Origin of the sequence: Stenotrophomonas mori (genome assembly GCF_023556335.1) — a bacterium.
Lineage (GTDB): Bacteria > Pseudomonadota > Gammaproteobacteria > Xanthomonadales > Xanthomonadaceae > Stenotrophomonas > Stenotrophomonas mori.
Genome location: NZ_JAIKTS010000008.1, coordinates 1 through 16,511, shown reverse-complemented (window position 1 = coordinate 16,511; position 16,511 = coordinate 1). Strand labels below are relative to the sequence as shown.

Genomic DNA, 16,511 nt, shown 5'->3' with positions numbered 1-16,511 from the left:
GGGCGACAACGTGAAGATGGCGGTCACCCTGATCAACCCGGTGGCGATGGACGAAGGCCTGCGTTTCGCGATCCGCGAAGGCGGCCGTACCGTCGGCGCCGGCGTGGTCGCCAAGATCACCAAGTAAGCCTGCAGTTCCGGCGGTGGCCGAAACTGCCGCTGGTCATGCGATGGCGGGCCGGGAACCTCGGTCCGCCTTCGCCGTCTAAGGGACGTGAAACAAGCCAAGTCATACGCCAGTAGCTCAATTGGCAGAGCAGCGGTCTCCAAAACCGCAGGTTGGGGGTTCGAGTCCCTCCTGGCGTGCCACTTGCCACACTCTATCCAGTGACCCTTGGTCGCGCCCGCAACAAGAGTCGGATGAACAGCAAGATCGAACACTCCAAGAGCGCCGCGTCCGGTGGCGATAGGGTCAAGTACGTTGGCGCCACCCTGCTGGTGCTGGCGGGCTTGTTCGTCTGGTTCTGGTTCTCCACCCCGGCGCGTTCGCTCCAGCTGGGCGCGTGGACGGGGCAGTTGCGCGGCCTGGCGGTCGTGCTCGGCCTGGTGGCTGGCGGTGCCCTGTTCATGCTGACCGGGAAGGGTCGCCAGACCCGCGAGTTCCTGTCCGAATCCCGCTTCGAGCTGCGCAAGGTGGTGTGGCCGACGCGCCAGGAAGCCATCCGCATGACCTGGGTGGTGATCGTGGTGGTGATCGTGTTGAGCCTGCTGCTGGGCGGGTTCGATTTCGTGATCCAGAAGTTGACCCAGTGGTTCCTGGGGCGTTGAGGAGATAACAGTGAAGCGTTGGTACGTCGTTCACGCCTATTCGGGCTTCGAGAAGTCGGTGGCCCAGGCCCTGCGCGACCGCATTGCCCGCGAGGAGATGGGCGAACGCTTCGGCGATGTCCTGGTCCCCACCGAAGAGGTGGTGGAGATGCGCTCCGGCCAGAAGCGCCGTTCAGAGCGCAAGTTCTTCCCGGGTTATGTGCTGGTGCAGATCGAGACCCACGAGGAAGCGGGAATTCCGCGCATCGACAGCGAGAGCTGGCACCTTGTGAAGGAAACCCCCAAGGTCATGGGGTTCATCGGCGGCACCGCCGACCGTCCGCTGCCGATCCGCGACGACGAGGCCGCCGCGATCCTGGACCGCGTCCAGGAGGGCGTCGAGAAGCCGCGTCCGAAGGTGCTGTTCGAGCCGGGCCAGATGGTCCGCGTGACCGATGGCCCCTTCAACGATTTCAACGGCGTGGTCGAAGAGGTCAACTACGAAAAGAGTCGCCTGCGCGTCTCGGTGCTGATCTTCGGTCGTGCCACGCCGGTCGAGCTCGAGTTCGGGCAGGTCGAAAAGGCCGACTGAGGCCGACTGAGGCCCGCGGCTGCTCGCGCCTGTTCATGCGCGGCGACGGAAAACTGCTAGACTACCCAGCTCCCTGTCGTACAGGGCTGGAATCGAAGGCTGCCGCGAGGCGGCCTTCGGTCCGATCAGAGAAATTTCAGACGCGATGCCGGGACGCGTGATTCCCGGTCCGATGGGGAGCCTGCAACCGCAAGGCGCTAGCACCCGGAGAGCACTCTAATGGCAAAGAAAGTTGTCGGTTACATCAAGCTGCAGGTGAAGGCCGGTCAGGCCAACCCCTCGCCGCCGGTCGGCCCCGCGCTGGGCCAGCGCGGCCTGAACATCATGGAGTTCTGCAAGGCGTTCAATGCCGCCACGCAGAAGCTCGAGCCGGGCCTGCCGGTGCCGGTGATCATCACGGCCTATTCGGACCGTACCTTCACCTTCATCACCAAGAGCACCCCGGCCACCGTGCTGCTCAAGAAGGCGGCGGGCATCAGCTCCGGCTCGAAGAAGCCGAACACCGAGAAGGTGGGCAAGGTCACGCGCGCGCAGCTGGAAGACATCTGCAAGGCGAAGGAGCCGGACCTGACGGCTGCCGACCTGGACGCCGCCGTGCGTACGATCGCGGGCTCGGCCCGTTCCATGGGCCTGGCGGTGGAGGGTTAATCCGATGGCACAGACCAAGCGTGAGAAGGCCATCAAGGCCGCTGTCGTCCCGGGCAAGGCGTACGCCTTCGAGGACGCGATCAACATCCTGAAGACCACCGCCAAGGCCAAGTTCGTCGAGTCCATCGACGTGGCCGTGCGCCTGGGCGTGGACGCCAAGAAGTCCGACCAGCAGGTCCGCGGTTCCACCGTGCTGCCCGCCGGCACCGGCAAGTCGGTCCGCGTGGCCGTGTTCGCGCCGGCCGGCGCCAAGGCCGACGAGGCCCTGGCCGCGGGTGCCGATGCGGTGGGCATGGACGACCTGGCCGAGAAGATGCAGGCCGGCGACCTGAACTACGACGTCGTCATCGCGACCCCGGATGCCATGCGCGTCGTCGGCAAGCTGGGCACCGTGCTGGGCCCGCGCGGCCTGATGCCGAACCCGAAGGTCGGCACCGTTTCCCCGAACCCGGGTGAAGCCGTGAAGAACGCCAAGTCGGGCCAGGTGCGCTACCGCACCGACAAGGCCGGCATCATCCACTGCACCATCGGCAAGGCCGACTTCGCCGAAGACGCGCTGAAGTCGAACCTGACCGCGCTGCTGCTGGACCTGATCAAGGCCAAGCCGGCCACCTCGAAGGGCACCTACCTGCAGAAGGTTTCGGTCAGCTCGACGATGGGCCCGGGCGTCACCGTCGACCAGTCGTCGCTGACCCTGAAGTAATCGTTTCAAGCGGGTGCGGTGCCTTCCTGGTACCGCACCCGCCGTTTTGAAGGCGCCGAGCCGGCCTGTCCGGCCCGGTAGCCGTCAAAGACCGCAGGCGCGGTCGTGGTCGTACCGGCGACGGGCAGGGAAGCTCGATCTGGCAGGGAGTCGCCGCCGGGATGTCCACGAACGCTTAATCGATTCCCCGGAATCACCCTGCGTAGATGGTGCCGCCCTTCTGGAGTTTTCTGGTTCACGCAGGTCTGGGATTACCGGGCCGGCACACTCCAGGTCTGGAATGGCCACCACCGGAGCGTCGTCCCGATGCTCCCGGCGTCCAGGATGGATGCCGCCCAGGACCGCAAGCGGCAGGAGCCGTGCGCGGAGTTCACTAGGAGGAGTGCAATGGCTCTCAATCTGTCCCAGAAGCAAGAAGTAGTCGCCGAGCTGGCAGACATCGCCGCCAAGGCCCACTCCTTGATCGCAGCCGAATATGCTGGCACCACGGTCGCGCAGATGACCGCGATGCGCAAGCAGGCCCGCGAGACCGGCGTGTTCTTGAAAGTCGTCAAGAACACCCTGGCCGCGCGTGCCGTCGAAGGCACCGATTTCGCCGTGGCACAGGACCAGATGGTGGGTCCGCTGCTGTACGCGTTTTCGCTCGAGGAGCCCGGCGCCGCCGGTCGCCTGATCAAGGATGCCGCCAAGGGCAACGACAAGCTGCAGGCGAAGATCGTCGCCGTGGGTGGCGAAGTCTATCCGCCGAGCCACGTCGAGGTGCTGGCTTCGCTGCCGACCCGCGACCAGGCCCTGGCCATGCTGGCCCGCGTCCTGACCGAGCCGGTCACGATGTTCGCCCGCGCCATCAAGGCCGTCGGCGAGAAGCAGGGGGGTGGCGATGTCGCCGCCGACGCTGCCGAGCCGGCCGCCGAGACCGCCTGAATTTCGACTCATCGTGGTTCCTGACGGAACCTCAATCCAGAAAATCATCCAAAGGTAATTATCATGTCCCTTACCAACGAGCAGATCGTCGACGCCATCGCCGAGAAGTCCCTGATGGAAGTGATGGAGCTGGTCAAGGCCATCGAAGACAAGTTCGGCGTGTCCGCCGCTGCCCCGGTCGCCGTGGCCGCTGCCGCCGGCCCGGCTGCCGCTGCTGAAGAGCAGACCGAGTTCAACGTCATCCTGAAGGAAGCCGGCGCCAAGAAGGTCGAGGTCATCAAGGCCGTCCGCGCCATCACCGGCCTGGGCCTGAAGGAAGCGAAGGATCTGGCCGAGGCCGGTGGCGTCGTGAAGGAAGGCGCTTCGAAGGAAGACGCCGAGAAGTTCAAGAAGGAACTGGAAGCCGCCGGCGCGACCGTCGAGCTGAAGTAATCGGTTCCTTGCGTCGCCATCGGTACCCGGCGATGCAGCCAAGGCTGGGGGTGAAAACCCCCGGCCTTTGGCCGTTGTAGCGCCGGGTTCACCTGGCGGCTGTAAGGTCGGGCCCCGCCCGGCAGCGGTAGATCTGGCAAGTCCAACGTGGCATGCGCCGGGCATCGCGCTCCCCAGGGAGCGGACACCGGCACACGGCGAGTTGGCAGTTGGAAGTAGCGGGAGAAGGCGTGCTGGTGCCGGCAATACCAGCGACTTCCAACTGACAATTTAAGAAGTTCCCTTCAGGGCCGTGGACGCACGGCCTGCACAACAAGGTGGAAGCTCCCATGACGTCCTATTCGTACACCGAAAAAAAGCGTATTCGCAAGGATTTCGGCAAGCAGCGCTCGATCCTCGAGGTGCCGTTCCTGCTCGCCATCCAGGTGGATTCCTATCGCGATTTCCTGCAGGAAAACGTCGATCCGGCCAAGCGCGCCGACCACGGCCTGCACGCCGCGCTGAAGTCGGTGTTCCCGATCTCCAGCTACAGCGGCAATGCCGCGCTGGAGTACGTCGGCTACAAGCTGGGCGACCCGGTGTTCGACGAACGTGAGTGCCGCCAGCGCGGCATGAGCTACGGCGCGCCGCTGCGCGTGACCGTGCGCCTGGTGATCTACGACCGCGAGTCGTCGACCAAGGCCATCAAGTACGTGAAGGAGCAGGAGGTCTACCTCGGCGAGATCCCGCTGATGACCGACAACGGCACCTTCATCGTCAACGGTACCGAGCGCGTCATCGTGTCGCAGCTGCACCGTTCGCCGGGCGTGTTCTTCGACCACGACCGCGGCAAGACCCACAGCTCGGGCAAGCTGCTGTTCAGCGCCCGCATCATTCCCTACCGCGGTTCCTGGCTGGACTTCGAGTTCGACCCGAAGGACGCGCTGTTCACCCGTATCGACCGCCGCCGCAAGCTGCCGGTGTCGATCCTGCTGCGCGCGCTGGGCTACAGCAACGAAGAAATGCTCAACGAGTTCTTCGACATCAACACCTTCCACATCCTGCCGGAAGGCGAGGGCGTGCAGCTGGAGCTGGTGGCCGAACGCCTGCGTGGCGAGACCCTGGGCTTCGACCTCGCCGACGGCGACAAGGTCATCGTGGAAGCCGGCAAGCGCATCACCGCGCGCCACGTCAAGCAGCTGCAGGCCTCGGGCATCGCCGCGCTGGCGGTGCCGGACGACTACCTGCTCGGCCGCATCCTGTCGCACGACGTGGTCGATGCCAACACCGGTGAACTGCTGGCCCAGGCCAACGACGAGATCACCGACGAGCAGCTGCAGGCCTTCCGCAAGGCTGGCGTCGACGCGGTCGGCACCCTGTGGGTGAACGACCTGGACCGCGGCCCGTACCTGTCCAACACCCTGCGCATCGACCCGACCAAGACCCAGCTGGAAGCCCTGGTCGAGATCTACCGCATGATGCGCCCGGGCGAGCCGCCGACCAAGGACGCCGCGCAGAACCTGTTCCACAACCTGTTCTTCACCTTCGAGCGCTACGACCTGTCCACGGTCGGCCGCATGAAGTTCAACCGCCGCGTCGGCCGCAAGGACGTCACCGGCGAGGCCGTGCTGTACGACAGCAAGTACTTTGGCGAGCGCAACGACGAAGAGTCCAAGCGCCTGGTCGCCGCGCACGGCGAATGCTCGGACATCCTGGACGTGATCAAGGTGCTGACCGAGATCCGCAACGGCCGCGGCATGGTCGACGACATCGACCACCTGGGCAACCGCCGCGTGCGTTCGGTCGGCGAGATGGCCGAGAACGTGTTCCGCGTGGGCCTGGTCCGTGTCGAGCGCGCGGTCAAGGAGCGGCTGTCGATGGCCGAGTCCGAGGGCCTGACCCCGCAGGAGCTGATCAACGCCAAGCCGGTCGCGGCCGCGGTGAAGGAATTCTTCGGCTCCTCGCAGCTGTCGCAGTTCATGGACCAGAACAACCCGCTGTCGGAAGTGACCCACAAGCGTCGCGTCTCGGCGCTGGGCCCGGGCGGCCTGACCCGCGAGCGCGCCGGCTTCGAAGTGCGCGACGTGCACCCGACCCACTACGGCCGCGTCTGCACCATCGAGACCCCGGAAGGCCCGAACATCGGCCTGATCAACTCGCTGGCGGTGTTCGCCCGCACCAACGAGTACGGCTTCCTCGAGACGCCGTACCGCAAGGTCGTGGACGGCAAGGTCACCGACGACGTCGAGTACCTGTCGGCGATCGAGGAGAACGAGTACGTCATCGCCCAGGCCAATGCGCTGACCGACGGCGACAACATGCTCACCGAGTTGTTCGTGCCGTGCCGCTTCCAGGGTGAGTCGCTGCTGAAGCCGCCGGCGGAAGTGCACTTCATGGACGTCTCGCCGATGCAGACCGTGTCGGTCGCCGCGGCGCTGGTGCCGTTCCTGGAGCACGACGACGCCAACCGCGCGCTGATGGGCGCCAACATGCAGCGCCAGGCGGTGCCGACCCTGCGTGCGGAAAAGCCGCTGGTGGGTACCGGCATCGAGCGCGCCGTGGCGCGCGACTCGGGCGTGACCGTGAATGCCCGCCGGGGTGGCGAGATCGTGCAGATCGACGCCGGCCGCATCGTGGTCAAGGCCAACGAGAACGAGATCACCGACGCCACCGACGCCGGCGTCGACATCTACAACCTGATCAAGTACACCCGGTCGAACCAGAACACCTGCATCAACCAGCGCCCGCTGGTGAACGTGGGCGACGTGATCGCGCGCGGCGACGTGCTGGCCGACGGCCCGTCCACCGACATCGGCGAACTGGCCCTGGGCCAGAACATGCTGATCGCCTTCATGCCGTGGAACGGCTACAACTTCGAGGACTCCATCCTGCTCTCCGAGCGCGTGGTGGAAGAGGATCGCTACACCACGATCCACATCGAAGAGCTGACCTGCGTCGCGCGCGACACCAAGCTGGGGCCGGAGGAGATCTCCGCCGACATCCCGAACGTCTCCGAGCAGGCGCTGAACCGCCTGGACGAGAGCGGCGTGGTGTACATCGGTGCGGAAGTCCGCGCCGGCGACATCCTGGTCGGCAAGGTCACCCCGAAGGGCGAAAGCCAGCTGACCCCGGAAGAGAAGCTGCTGCGCGCGATCTTCGGCGAGAAGGCCTCGGACGTTAAGGACAGCTCGCTGCGCGTGCCGCCGGGCATGGACGGCACCGTCATCGACGTGCAGGTCTTCACCCGCGACGGCATCGAGAAGGACAAGCGCGCCCGCCAGATCGAGGAAAGCGAGATCAAGCGTGTCAAGAAGGACTTCGACGACCAGTTCCGCATCCTGGAAGCGGCGATCTATGCGCGCCTGCGTTCGCAGATCGTCGGCAAGGTGGCCAACGGCGGCGCCGGCCTGAAGAAGGGCGACGTGATTTCCGACGCGCTCCTGGACGGCCTGAAGAAGGCCGACTGGTTCACCCTGCGCATGAAGGACGACGACGCCGCCGAAGCCATCGAGCGTGCCCAGATGCAGATCCAGGCGCACGAGAAGGAGTTCGAGCGCCGCTTCGCCGACAAGCGCGGCAAGATCACCCAGGGCGACGACCTCGCCCCGGGCGTGCTGAAGATGGTCAAGGTGTTCCTGGCGGTGAAGCGCCGCATCCAGCCGGGCGACAAGATGGCCGGCCGCCACGGCAACAAGGGTGTGGTCTCCAACGTGGTGCCGGTCGAGGACATGCCGTACATGGCCGACGGTACCTCGGTGGACATCTGCCTGAATCCGCTGGGCGTGCCGTCGCGCATGAACATCGGCCAGATCCTCGAGGTGCACCTGGGCTGGGCTGCCAAGGGCCTGGGCAAGCGCATCCAGAAGATGCTGGAACAGCAGCGTGCGGTGAGCGAGCTGCGCGAGTTCCTCGGCAAGATCTACAACCACGACACCCAGCTGGCCGGCGATCGCGTCGACCTGTCGCAGTTCAGCGACGACGAGCTGGTGGCGCTGGCCAGGAACCTGACCGACGGCGTGCCGATGGCGACCCCGGTGTTCGACGGTGCGCACGAGGACGAGATCCGCGAGATGCTGAACCTGGCCTACCCGGACGGCGACAAGGACACCGACCAGTTCGGCTTCAACGCCAGCAAGACGCAGATGCAGCTGTACGACGGCCGCACCGGCGAGGCGTTCGACCGCAAGACCACGGTCGGCTACATGCACTACCTGAAGCTGAACCACCTGGTGGACGACAAGATGCACGCGCGTTCGACCGGCCCGTACTCGCTCGTCACCCAGCAGCCGCTGGGCGGCAAGGCGCAGTTCGGCGGCCAGCGCTTCGGCGAGATGGAAGTCTGGGCGCTGGAAGCCTACGGCGCGGCCTACACCCTGCAGGAAATGCTGACGGTGAAGTCCGACGACGTGCAGGGCCGCAACCAGATGTACAAGAACATCGTCGACGGCGAGCACGAGATGGTCGCGGGCATGCCGGAATCCTTCAACGTGCTGGTGAAGGAAATCCGCTCCCTGGCCATCAACATGGAACTGGAAGACAACTGATCGCGCAGGCGCTGCCGCAGTGATGCGGCAGCGCCGCCGGCAGTGCCCTGACAGCCCATCGACACAGCATTCCTCCTTTCGGAGAACACCATGAAAGACCTGCTCAACCTCTTCAACCAGCAGCGCCAGACGCTGGACTTCGACGCGATCAAGATCGGCCTGGCCTCGCCGGACCTGATCCGCTCCTGGTCCTTCGGCGAAGTGAAGAAGCCGGAAACCATCAACTACCGCACCTTCAAGCCGGAGCGCGACGGCCTGTTCTGCGCCGCCATCTTCGGCCCGGTGAAGGACTACGAGTGCCTGTGCGGCAAGTACAAGCGCATGAAGCACCGCGGCGTGGTCTGCGAGAAGTGCGGCACCGAAGTGACCCTGGCCAAGGTGCGCCGCGAGCGCATGGGCCACATCGACCTGGCCTCGCCGGTCGCGCATATCTGGTTCCTGAAGTCGCTGCCGTCGCGCATCGGCCTGATGCTGGACATGACCCTGCGCGACATCGAGCGCGTGCTGTACTTCGAAGCCTACGTGGTGACCGAGCCCGGCCTGACCGCCCTGGAGCGCCGCCAGCTGCTGACCGAAGAGCAGTACCTGCAGGCCCGCCAGGAGCACGGTGACGACTTCGACGCCGCGATGGGTGCCGAGGCCGTGTACGAGCTGCTGCGCACCATCGATCTGCAGGCCGAGATGGTGAAGCTCAAGGAGGAGGTGGCCGCCACCGGTTCGGAGACCAAGCTCAAGCGGCTGACCAAGCGCATCAAGCTGGTCGAGGCCTTCCTGGAGTCGGGCAACCGTCCGGAGTGGATGGTGATGACCGTGCTGCCGGTGCTGCCGCCGGACCTGCGTCCGCTGGTGCCGTTGGACGGTGGCCGCTTCGCGACCTCCGACCTCAACGACCTGTACCGCCGCGTCATCAACCGCAACAACCGCCTGCGCCGCCTGCTGGAGCTCAACGCGCCGGACATCATCGTGCGCAACGAAAAGCGCATGCTGCAGGAATCGGTCGACGCGCTGCTGGACAACGGCCGTCGCGGCCGTGCCATCACCGGCACCAATAAGCGCCCGCTCAAGTCGCTGGCCGACATGATCAAGGGCAAGCAGGGCCGCTTCCGCCAGAACCTGCTCGGCAAGCGCGTGGACTACTCGGGCCGCTCGGTGATCACCGTGGGTCCGTACCTGAAGCTGCACCAGTGCGGCCTGCCGAAGAAGATGGCGCTGGAGCTGTTCAAGCCGTTCGTGTTCGCCAAGCTGCAGCGTCGCGGCCTGGCCACCACCATCAAGGCCGCCAAGAAGCTGGTCGAGCGCGAGGAAGGCGAAGTCTGGGACATCCTGGAAGAAGTCATCCGCGAGCATCCGGTGCTGCTGAACCGTGCGCCGACCCTGCACCGCCTGGGCATCCAGGCGTTCGAGCCGCTGCTGATCGAGGGCAAGGCCATCCAGCTGCACCCGCTGGTCTGCACCGCGTTCAACGCCGACTTCGACGGTGACCAGATGGCCGTGCACGTGCCGCTCTCGCTGGAAGCCCAGCTGGAAGCGCGCGCGCTGATGATGTCGACCAACAACATCCTGTCGCCGGCCAACGGCGAGCCGATCATCGTGCCGTCGCAGGACGTCGTGCTGGGCCTGTACTACATGAGCCGCTCGCTGGTGAACAAGCAGGGCGAGGGCATGGTGTTCGCCAACACCGACGAGGTGAAGCGCGCCTACGACAACCGCGTGGTCGAGCTGCATGCGCGCGTCAAGGTGCGCATCGTGCAGGTCGCGCGCGACGAGGACGGCAACAAGGTCAGCAAGAGCTCGATCGTCGAGACGACGGTCGGCCGCGCGCTGCTGAGCGAGATCATGCCGGAAGGCCTGCCGTTCGAACTGTGCAACACCGAGATGACCAAGAAGAACATCTCGCGCCTGATCAACCAGAGCTACCGCCTGCTGGGTCTGAAGGACACGGTGGTGTTCGCCGACAAGCTGATGTACACCGGCTACGCCTACGCGACCCGCGCCGGCGTGTCGATCGGCATCGACGACATGCTGATCCCGGACGAGAAGAAGGGCATCCTCGGCGAGGCCGAAGAGGAAGTGCTGGAGATCCAGGAGCAGTACCAGAGCGGCCTGGTGACCGCCGGTGAGCGCTACAACAAGGTGGTCGACATCTGGTCGCGCACCAACGAGCGCATCGCCAAGGCGATGATGGAAACCATCGGTACCGAGAAGGTCGAGGACGCCGAGGGCAAGTCCGTCGACCAGAAGTCGATGAACTCGCTGTACATCATGGCCGACTCCGGCGCGCGTGGTTCGCAGGCGCAGATCCGCCAGCTGGCCGGCATGCGCGGCCTGATGGCGCGCCCGGACGGCTCGATCATCGAGACGCCCATCAAGGCGAACTTCCGCGAAGGCCTGAACGTGCAGGAGTACTTTAACTCCACCCACGGCGCCCGCAAGGGCCTGGCCGATACCGCGCTGAAGACCGCGAACTCGGGTTACCTGACCCGTCGCCTGGTCGACGTGGCGCAGGACGTGGTGATCACCGAGGTCGACTGCGGCACCGCCGAAGGCCTGACCATGACCCCGATCGTGGAAGGCGGCGACGTGGTCGAGCCGCTGAAGGACCGCGTGCTGGGCCGCGTGGTGGCCGAGGACGTGTTCCTGCCGGGCAACGACGAGGATCCGATCGTCACCCGCAACACCCTGCTCGACGAGCAGTGGGTGAACAAGCTGGAAGAAGCCGGCGTGCAGACCATCAAGGTCCGTTCGACCATCACCTGCGAATCCTCGTTCGGTGTGTGCTCGCGCTGCTACGGCCGCGACCTGGCGCGTGGCCACCTGGTCAACATCGGCGAAGCGGTCGGCGTCATCGCCGCGCAGTCGATCGGCGAGCCGGGCACCCAGCTGACCATGCGTACGTTCCACATCGGTGGCGCGGCATCGCGTGCGGCGGCGGTGGACAACATCACCGTCAAGACCACCGGTTCGGTCAAGTTCAACAACCTCAAGCACGTCGACCACGCCAACGGTTCGCTGGTAGCGGTGTCGCGCTCGGGCGAGGTGTCGGTGCTCGATCCGCACGGCCGCGAGCGCGAGCGCTACAAGCTGCCGTACGGCGCCACCATCACCGTCAAGGACGGCGCCGAGATCAAGGCCGGCCAGACCGTGGCCAACTGGGATCCGCACAACCACCCGATCGTGTCAGAAGTGGCGGGCTTCGTGCGCTTCGTCGACTTCATCGACGGCATCACCGTCATCGAGAAGACCGACGAGCTGACCGGCCTGGCCTCGCGCGAGGTCACCGATCCGAAGCGTCGCGGCTCGCAGGGCAAGGACCTGCGTCCGCTGGTGCGCATCGTCGATGGCAAGGGCAACGACCTGACCATCCCGGGCACCGACCTGCCGGCGCAGTACCTGCTGCCGCCGCGTTCGGTCGTCAACCTGCAGGACGGCGCTCCGGTGGGCGTGGGCGACGTGGTCGCCAAGATCCCGCAGGAAGCGTCCAAGACCCGCGACATCACCGGCGGCCTGCCGCGCGTGGCCGACCTGTTCGAGGCGCGCAAGCCGAAGGACCCGGCGATCCTGGCCGAGCGTTCGGGCATCATCAGCTTCGGCAAGGACACCAAGGGCAAGCAGCGCCTGATCATCAAGGACACCGATGGTTCGGAGCACGAGGAGCTGATCCCGAAGTACCGCCAGATCATCGTGTTCGAAGGCGAGCACGTGAGCCGCGGTGAAACCGTGGTGGACGGCGAGCCGAGCCCGCAGGACATCCTGCGCCTGAAGGGCGTGGAAGAACTGGCCCGTTACCTGGTCAAGGAAATCCAGGACGTGTACCGCCTGCAGGGCGTGAAGATCAACGACAAGCACATCGAGGTCATCTCGCGGCAGATGCTGCGCAAGGTGGAAATCACCGACCAGGGCGGCAGCAAGTTCCTGAACGGCGAGCAGGCCGAGCGCCAGCGCGTCATCGAGGAGAATGCCAAGCTGGCCGGGCGCAACGAGCTGCCGGCGCAGTTCGACCCGGTGCTGCTGGGCATCACCAAGGCCTCGCTGGCGACCGAGTCGTTCATCTCGGCGGCCTCGTTCCAGGAGACCACCCGCGTGCTGACCGAGGCGGCCGTCCGCGGTACCGCGGACAACCTGCGCGGCCTGAAGGAAAACGTGATCGTCGGCCGGCTGATCCCGGCTGGTACCGGCCTGGCCTACCACAGCCAGCGGCGCCGCGGCGCGTCCGGCCTCACTGAGTCGGAAATGCAGACCCTGGCCGGCACCCCGGCCGAGGCCGCGGCGGTCGAGTCCGACGCCGGGCAGGCGGCGGGCGAAGAGTGAAAAGCACGGTCCGGCCGCGAGGCCGGACCGGGTTTGCTGTAGCATCCGGGTCCCGGCCCGGATGAGGCGGGAAGGAGCGTACGGCGCAGGCCGTCCGCTCCGGCTGTAGCGTCAGCGGCTGTCCTTCGGGACCGTGGCTGACGAACCTGAACGGGGTACATGGAGGCCCCCCTGTAACGGTCCTGGATCAGGGCCGGCCTGGAAGGTGCGCGTTTGACTGCGTTCTGGACGGGTTGCTACAATCGTCTGTCTCGGCAGGCCTGAATTTCGGGCCTGCTTTCCATTTTCCGCATCTGGCCGTTTTTTGCGGCCCCACTCAGAAGAACCTACTGATGGCGACGATCAACCAGCTGGTCCGCAAGCCGCGGCAAGCGACCACCTATCAGAGCGCCTCGCCGGCGCTCGACAAATGCCCGCAGCGTCGCGGCGTTTGCACCCGTGTCTATACCACCACCCCGAAGAAGCCGAACTCGGCCCTGCGCAAGGTCGCCAAGGTGCGCCTGACGAACCAGGAAGAGGTCATCAGCTACATCGGCGGCGAAGGCCACAACCTGCAGGAGCACTCCGTGGTCCTGATCCGTGGCGGCCGCGTCAAGGACCTTCCGGGCGTGCGCTACCACACCGTCCGTGGCTCGCTCGATGCCGCCGGCGTCGCCAAGCGTCGCCAGGCCCGTTCCAAGTACGGCGCCAAGCGTCCGAAGGCCTAAGGGGAGAGCACTATGTCGCGTAAGGGTAATACTCCGCAGCGTTCCATCCTGCCCGATCCGAAGCACGGAAGCGAAACCATCGCCCGCTTCATCAACATGGTCATGCAGAGCGGCAAGAAGTCCGTCGCCGAGAAGATCGTGTACGGTGCCATGGACGTGATCGGCGAGAAGAACGCCAATGCCGTCGAGCTGGTGCAGAAGGCACTGGACAACGTCGCTCCGGCGGTCGAAGTCAAGTCGCGCCGCGTCGGCGGTGCCACCTACCAGGTGCCGGTGGAAGTGCGCGCTTCGCGCAAGATGGCGCTGGCGATGCGCTGGCTGATCGAGTCGGCGCGCAAGCGCGGCGAGAACAGCATGCCGCGCAAGCTGGCTGCCGAACTGCTGGATGCCTCGGAAAACCGTGGCGGCGCCATCAAGAAGCGTGAAGAAACCCACCGCATGGCCGAAGCCAACAAGGCGTTCGCCCACTACCGCTGGTGAGTTTGAAGGCCTTGTAAGACAGGCTGGTGGCATCCAGCGGATGCCACTTCGCGGCGACAGAATCGCCGCGCCAACCCGAAGGCCGCCGAAAGGCGGCGTTCGGCCATTCCGAAATCCGAAAAATCTGAGAGGCTCCCCGTGGCCCGTTCCACTCCCATCGAGCGTTACCGCAACTTCGGCATCATGGCCCACATCGATGCCGGCAAGACCACCACGTCCGAGCGCATCCTGTTCTACACCGGCAAGAACCACAAGCTGGGCGAAACGCACGATGGCTCCGCCACCATGGACTGGATGGAGCAGGAACAGGAGCGTGGCATCACGATCCAGTCCGCCGCCACCACCGCGTTCTGGAAGGGCATGGACAAGTCCCTGCCGGAGCACCGCTTCAACATCATCGACACCCCCGGGCACGTCGACTTCACCATCGAAGTGGAGCGCTCGCTGCGCGTGCTCGACGGTGCGGTGTTCGTGCTGTGCGCCGTCGGTGGCGTGCAGCCGCAGTCGGAGACCGTGTGGCGCCAGGCGAACAAGTACCGCGTGCCGCGCATCGCGTTCGTCAACAAGATGGACCGTACCGGTGCCAACTTCCTCAAGGTCCGCGACCAGCTGAAGGCGCGCCTGGGTGCGGTGCCGGTGCCGATGCAAATCCCGGTCGGCGCCGAGGAAGGCTTCGAGGGCGTGGTCGACCTGGTGAAGATGAAGGCCATCTACTGGGACAGCGCCAGCCAGGGCCTGACCTTTGAAGAGCGCGACATCCCGGCCGAGCTGCAGGCTCCGGCCGAGGAGGCGCGTGCCTACATGGTCGAGTCGGCCGCCGAAGCCAGCGAAGAGCTGATGGAGAAGTACCTGGGCGGCGAGGAGCTGACCGAGGACGAGATCTACAGCGCACTGCGCACCCGCACCCTGGCCACCGAGATCGTGCCGATGTACTGCGGCTCGGCGTTCAAGAACAAGGGCGTGCAGGCCATGCTCGACGGCGTGGTCAAGCTGCTGCCGTCGCCGGTCGACGTACCGGCGGTCAAGGGCACCGACGTCGACGACGAGAGCAAGGAGCTGAGCCGCGAGTCGTCGGACAACGCGCCGTTCTCCGCGCTGGCGTTCAAGATCATCACCGACCCGTTCGTGGGTTCGCTGACCTTCTTCCGCGTCTATTCGGGCGTGCTGAATGCCGGCGACCAGGTGCTGAACTCGGTGCGCAACAAGAAGGAGCGCATCGGCCGCGTGCTGCAGATGCACTCCAACAACCGCGAAGAGATCAAGGAAGTGCTGGCCGGCGACATCGCCGCGGCGGTGGGCCTGAAGGACGTCACCACCGGTGACACCCTGTGCGCCACCGACGCCCCGATCGTGCTGGAGCGCATGGCGTTCCCGGAGCCGGTGATCTCGATGGCGGTGGAGCCGAAGACCAAGTCGGACCAGGAAAAGATGGGCATGGCGCTGGGCCGCCTGGCGCAGGAAGACCCGTCGTTCCGCGTCAAGACCGACGAGGAGTCCGGCCAGACCATCATCTCGGGCATGGGCGAGCTGCACCTGGACATCATCGTCGACCGCCTGCGTCGCGAGTTCAACGTCGAGGCCAACGTCGGCAAGCCGCAGGTCGCGTACCGCGAGACCATCCAGGCCGCCGACGTCAAGTCGGACTACAAGCACGCCAAGCAGTCGGGCGGCAAGGGCCAGTACGGTCACGTGGTGATCGAGCTGTCGCCGCTGACCGCGGCCGACCGCGAGAAGCACGGGGCGGACGTCAAGGACGATTTCCTGTTCCTGAACGAGATCACCGGTGGCGTGATCCCGAAGGAGTTCATCCCGTCGGTCGAGAAGGGCCTGCGCGAGACCATCACCAGCGGCCCGCTGGCCGGCTTCCCGGTGGTGGACGTCAAGGTCAAGCTGGTGTTCGGCTCGTACCACGACGTCGACTCCTCGGAAATGGCGTTCAAGCTGGCCGCGTCGATGGCCTTCAAGCAGGGCTTCGCCAAGGCCAAGCCGGTGCTGCTGGAGCCGATCATGAAGGTCGAGATCGTGACCCCGGAGGACTACCAGGGCGACGTGATGGGCGACGTGAGCCGTCGTCGCGGCGTGCTGCAGGGTTCCGACACCAACATCTCCGGCGTCGTCATCAACGCGATGATCCCGCTGGGCGAGATGTTCGGCTATGCCACCCAGCTGCGCTCGATGAGCCAGGGGCGCGCCACGTTCTCGATGGAATTCGACCATTACGAGCCGGCGCCGAACAACATCGCCGACACCGTCGTCAAGAAGGCCTGAGCCGTCCGGCTCGGGCCCTCCAAACAAACATCAGCTAATCAAGGAACAGAAACATGTCCAAGGGTAAGTTCGAACGTACCAAGCCGCACGTCAACGTGGGCACCATCGGCCACGTCGACCATGGCAAGACCACGCTGACCGCTGCTCTGACCAAGGTCGGCGCCGAGCGCTTCGGTGGT

Annotated in this window: 13 protein-coding genes and 1 tRNA gene; all 14 read left to right on the top strand. The window is 65.6% G+C overall.

What is annotated here, in order from left to right; genetic code table 11:
- On the top strand, positions 1–127 hold a 127-nt coding region (locus K5L01_RS14810), incomplete at its 5' end, for an EF-Tu C-terminal domain-related protein (protein WP_486669482.1).
- A 106-nt stretch (positions 128–233) separates the two neighbouring features.
- Positions 234–309: transfer RNA gene (locus tag K5L01_RS14805), tRNA-Trp, on the top strand.
- 51 nt (positions 310–360) lie between these two features.
- The gene (gene secE / locus K5L01_RS14800) at positions 361–768 is read left to right on the top strand and encodes a preprotein translocase subunit SecE (RefSeq protein WP_250065381.1); all 408 of its coding nucleotides are present in this window, start codon (positions 361–363) and stop codon (positions 766–768) included.
- A gap of 10 nt (positions 769–778) precedes the next feature.
- Complete coding sequence (gene nusG, locus K5L01_RS14795; RefSeq protein WP_250065380.1) at positions 779–1,339, top strand: transcription termination/antitermination protein NusG; 561 nt, start codon at positions 779–781, stop codon at positions 1,337–1,339.
- Positions 1,340–1,558: 219 nt separating this feature from the next.
- On the top strand, positions 1,559–1,987 hold the full coding sequence (rplK, locus tag K5L01_RS14790; protein WP_250065379.1) for a 50S ribosomal protein L11: 429 nt from the start codon (positions 1,559–1,561) through the stop codon (positions 1,985–1,987).
- Positions 1,988–1,991: 4 nt separating this feature from the next.
- The gene (gene rplA, locus K5L01_RS14785) at positions 1,992–2,690 is read left to right on the top strand and encodes a 50S ribosomal protein L1 (protein WP_250065378.1); all 699 of its coding nucleotides are present in this window, start codon (positions 1,992–1,994) and stop codon (positions 2,688–2,690) included.
- 387 nt (positions 2,691–3,077) lie between these two features.
- Positions 3,078–3,614, top strand: coding sequence for a 50S ribosomal protein L10 (gene rplJ, locus K5L01_RS14780; protein WP_250065377.1), 537 nt, complete (start codon positions 3,078–3,080; stop codon positions 3,612–3,614).
- 63 nt (positions 3,615–3,677) lie between these two features.
- The gene (gene rplL, locus K5L01_RS14775) at positions 3,678–4,046 is read left to right on the top strand and encodes a 50S ribosomal protein L7/L12 (RefSeq protein ID WP_250065376.1); all 369 of its coding nucleotides are present in this window, start codon (positions 3,678–3,680) and stop codon (positions 4,044–4,046) included.
- Positions 4,047–4,375: 329 nt separating this feature from the next.
- Positions 4,376–8,569 (top strand): DNA-directed RNA polymerase subunit beta, encoded by a 4,194-nt coding sequence (gene rpoB / locus K5L01_RS14770; RefSeq protein WP_250065375.1) that lies wholly within the window; start codon positions 4,376–4,378, stop codon positions 8,567–8,569.
- Between the two features lie 90 nt (positions 8,570–8,659).
- Complete coding sequence (gene rpoC / locus K5L01_RS14765) at positions 8,660–12,877, top strand: DNA-directed RNA polymerase subunit beta' (protein WP_250065374.1); 4,218 nt, start codon at positions 8,660–8,662, stop codon at positions 12,875–12,877.
- 332 nt (positions 12,878–13,209) lie between these two features.
- Entirely contained in the window at positions 13,210–13,584 is a 375-nt protein-coding gene (rpsL, locus tag K5L01_RS14760) for a 30S ribosomal protein S12 (RefSeq protein ID WP_250065373.1), read from the top strand.
- A gap of 12 nt (positions 13,585–13,596) precedes the next feature.
- Positions 13,597–14,064, top strand: a complete 468-nt coding sequence (rpsG, locus tag K5L01_RS14755; protein WP_250065372.1) for a 30S ribosomal protein S7 — start codon at positions 13,597–13,599, stop codon at positions 14,062–14,064.
- Between the two features lie 138 nt (positions 14,065–14,202).
- Complete coding sequence (gene fusA / locus K5L01_RS14750) at positions 14,203–16,332, top strand: elongation factor G (RefSeq protein ID WP_250065371.1); 2,130 nt, start codon at positions 14,203–14,205, stop codon at positions 16,330–16,332.
- 53 nt (positions 16,333–16,385) lie between these two features.
- On the top strand, positions 16,386–16,511 hold a 126-nt coding region (locus K5L01_RS14745), incomplete at its 3' end, for a GTP-binding protein (protein WP_250065382.1).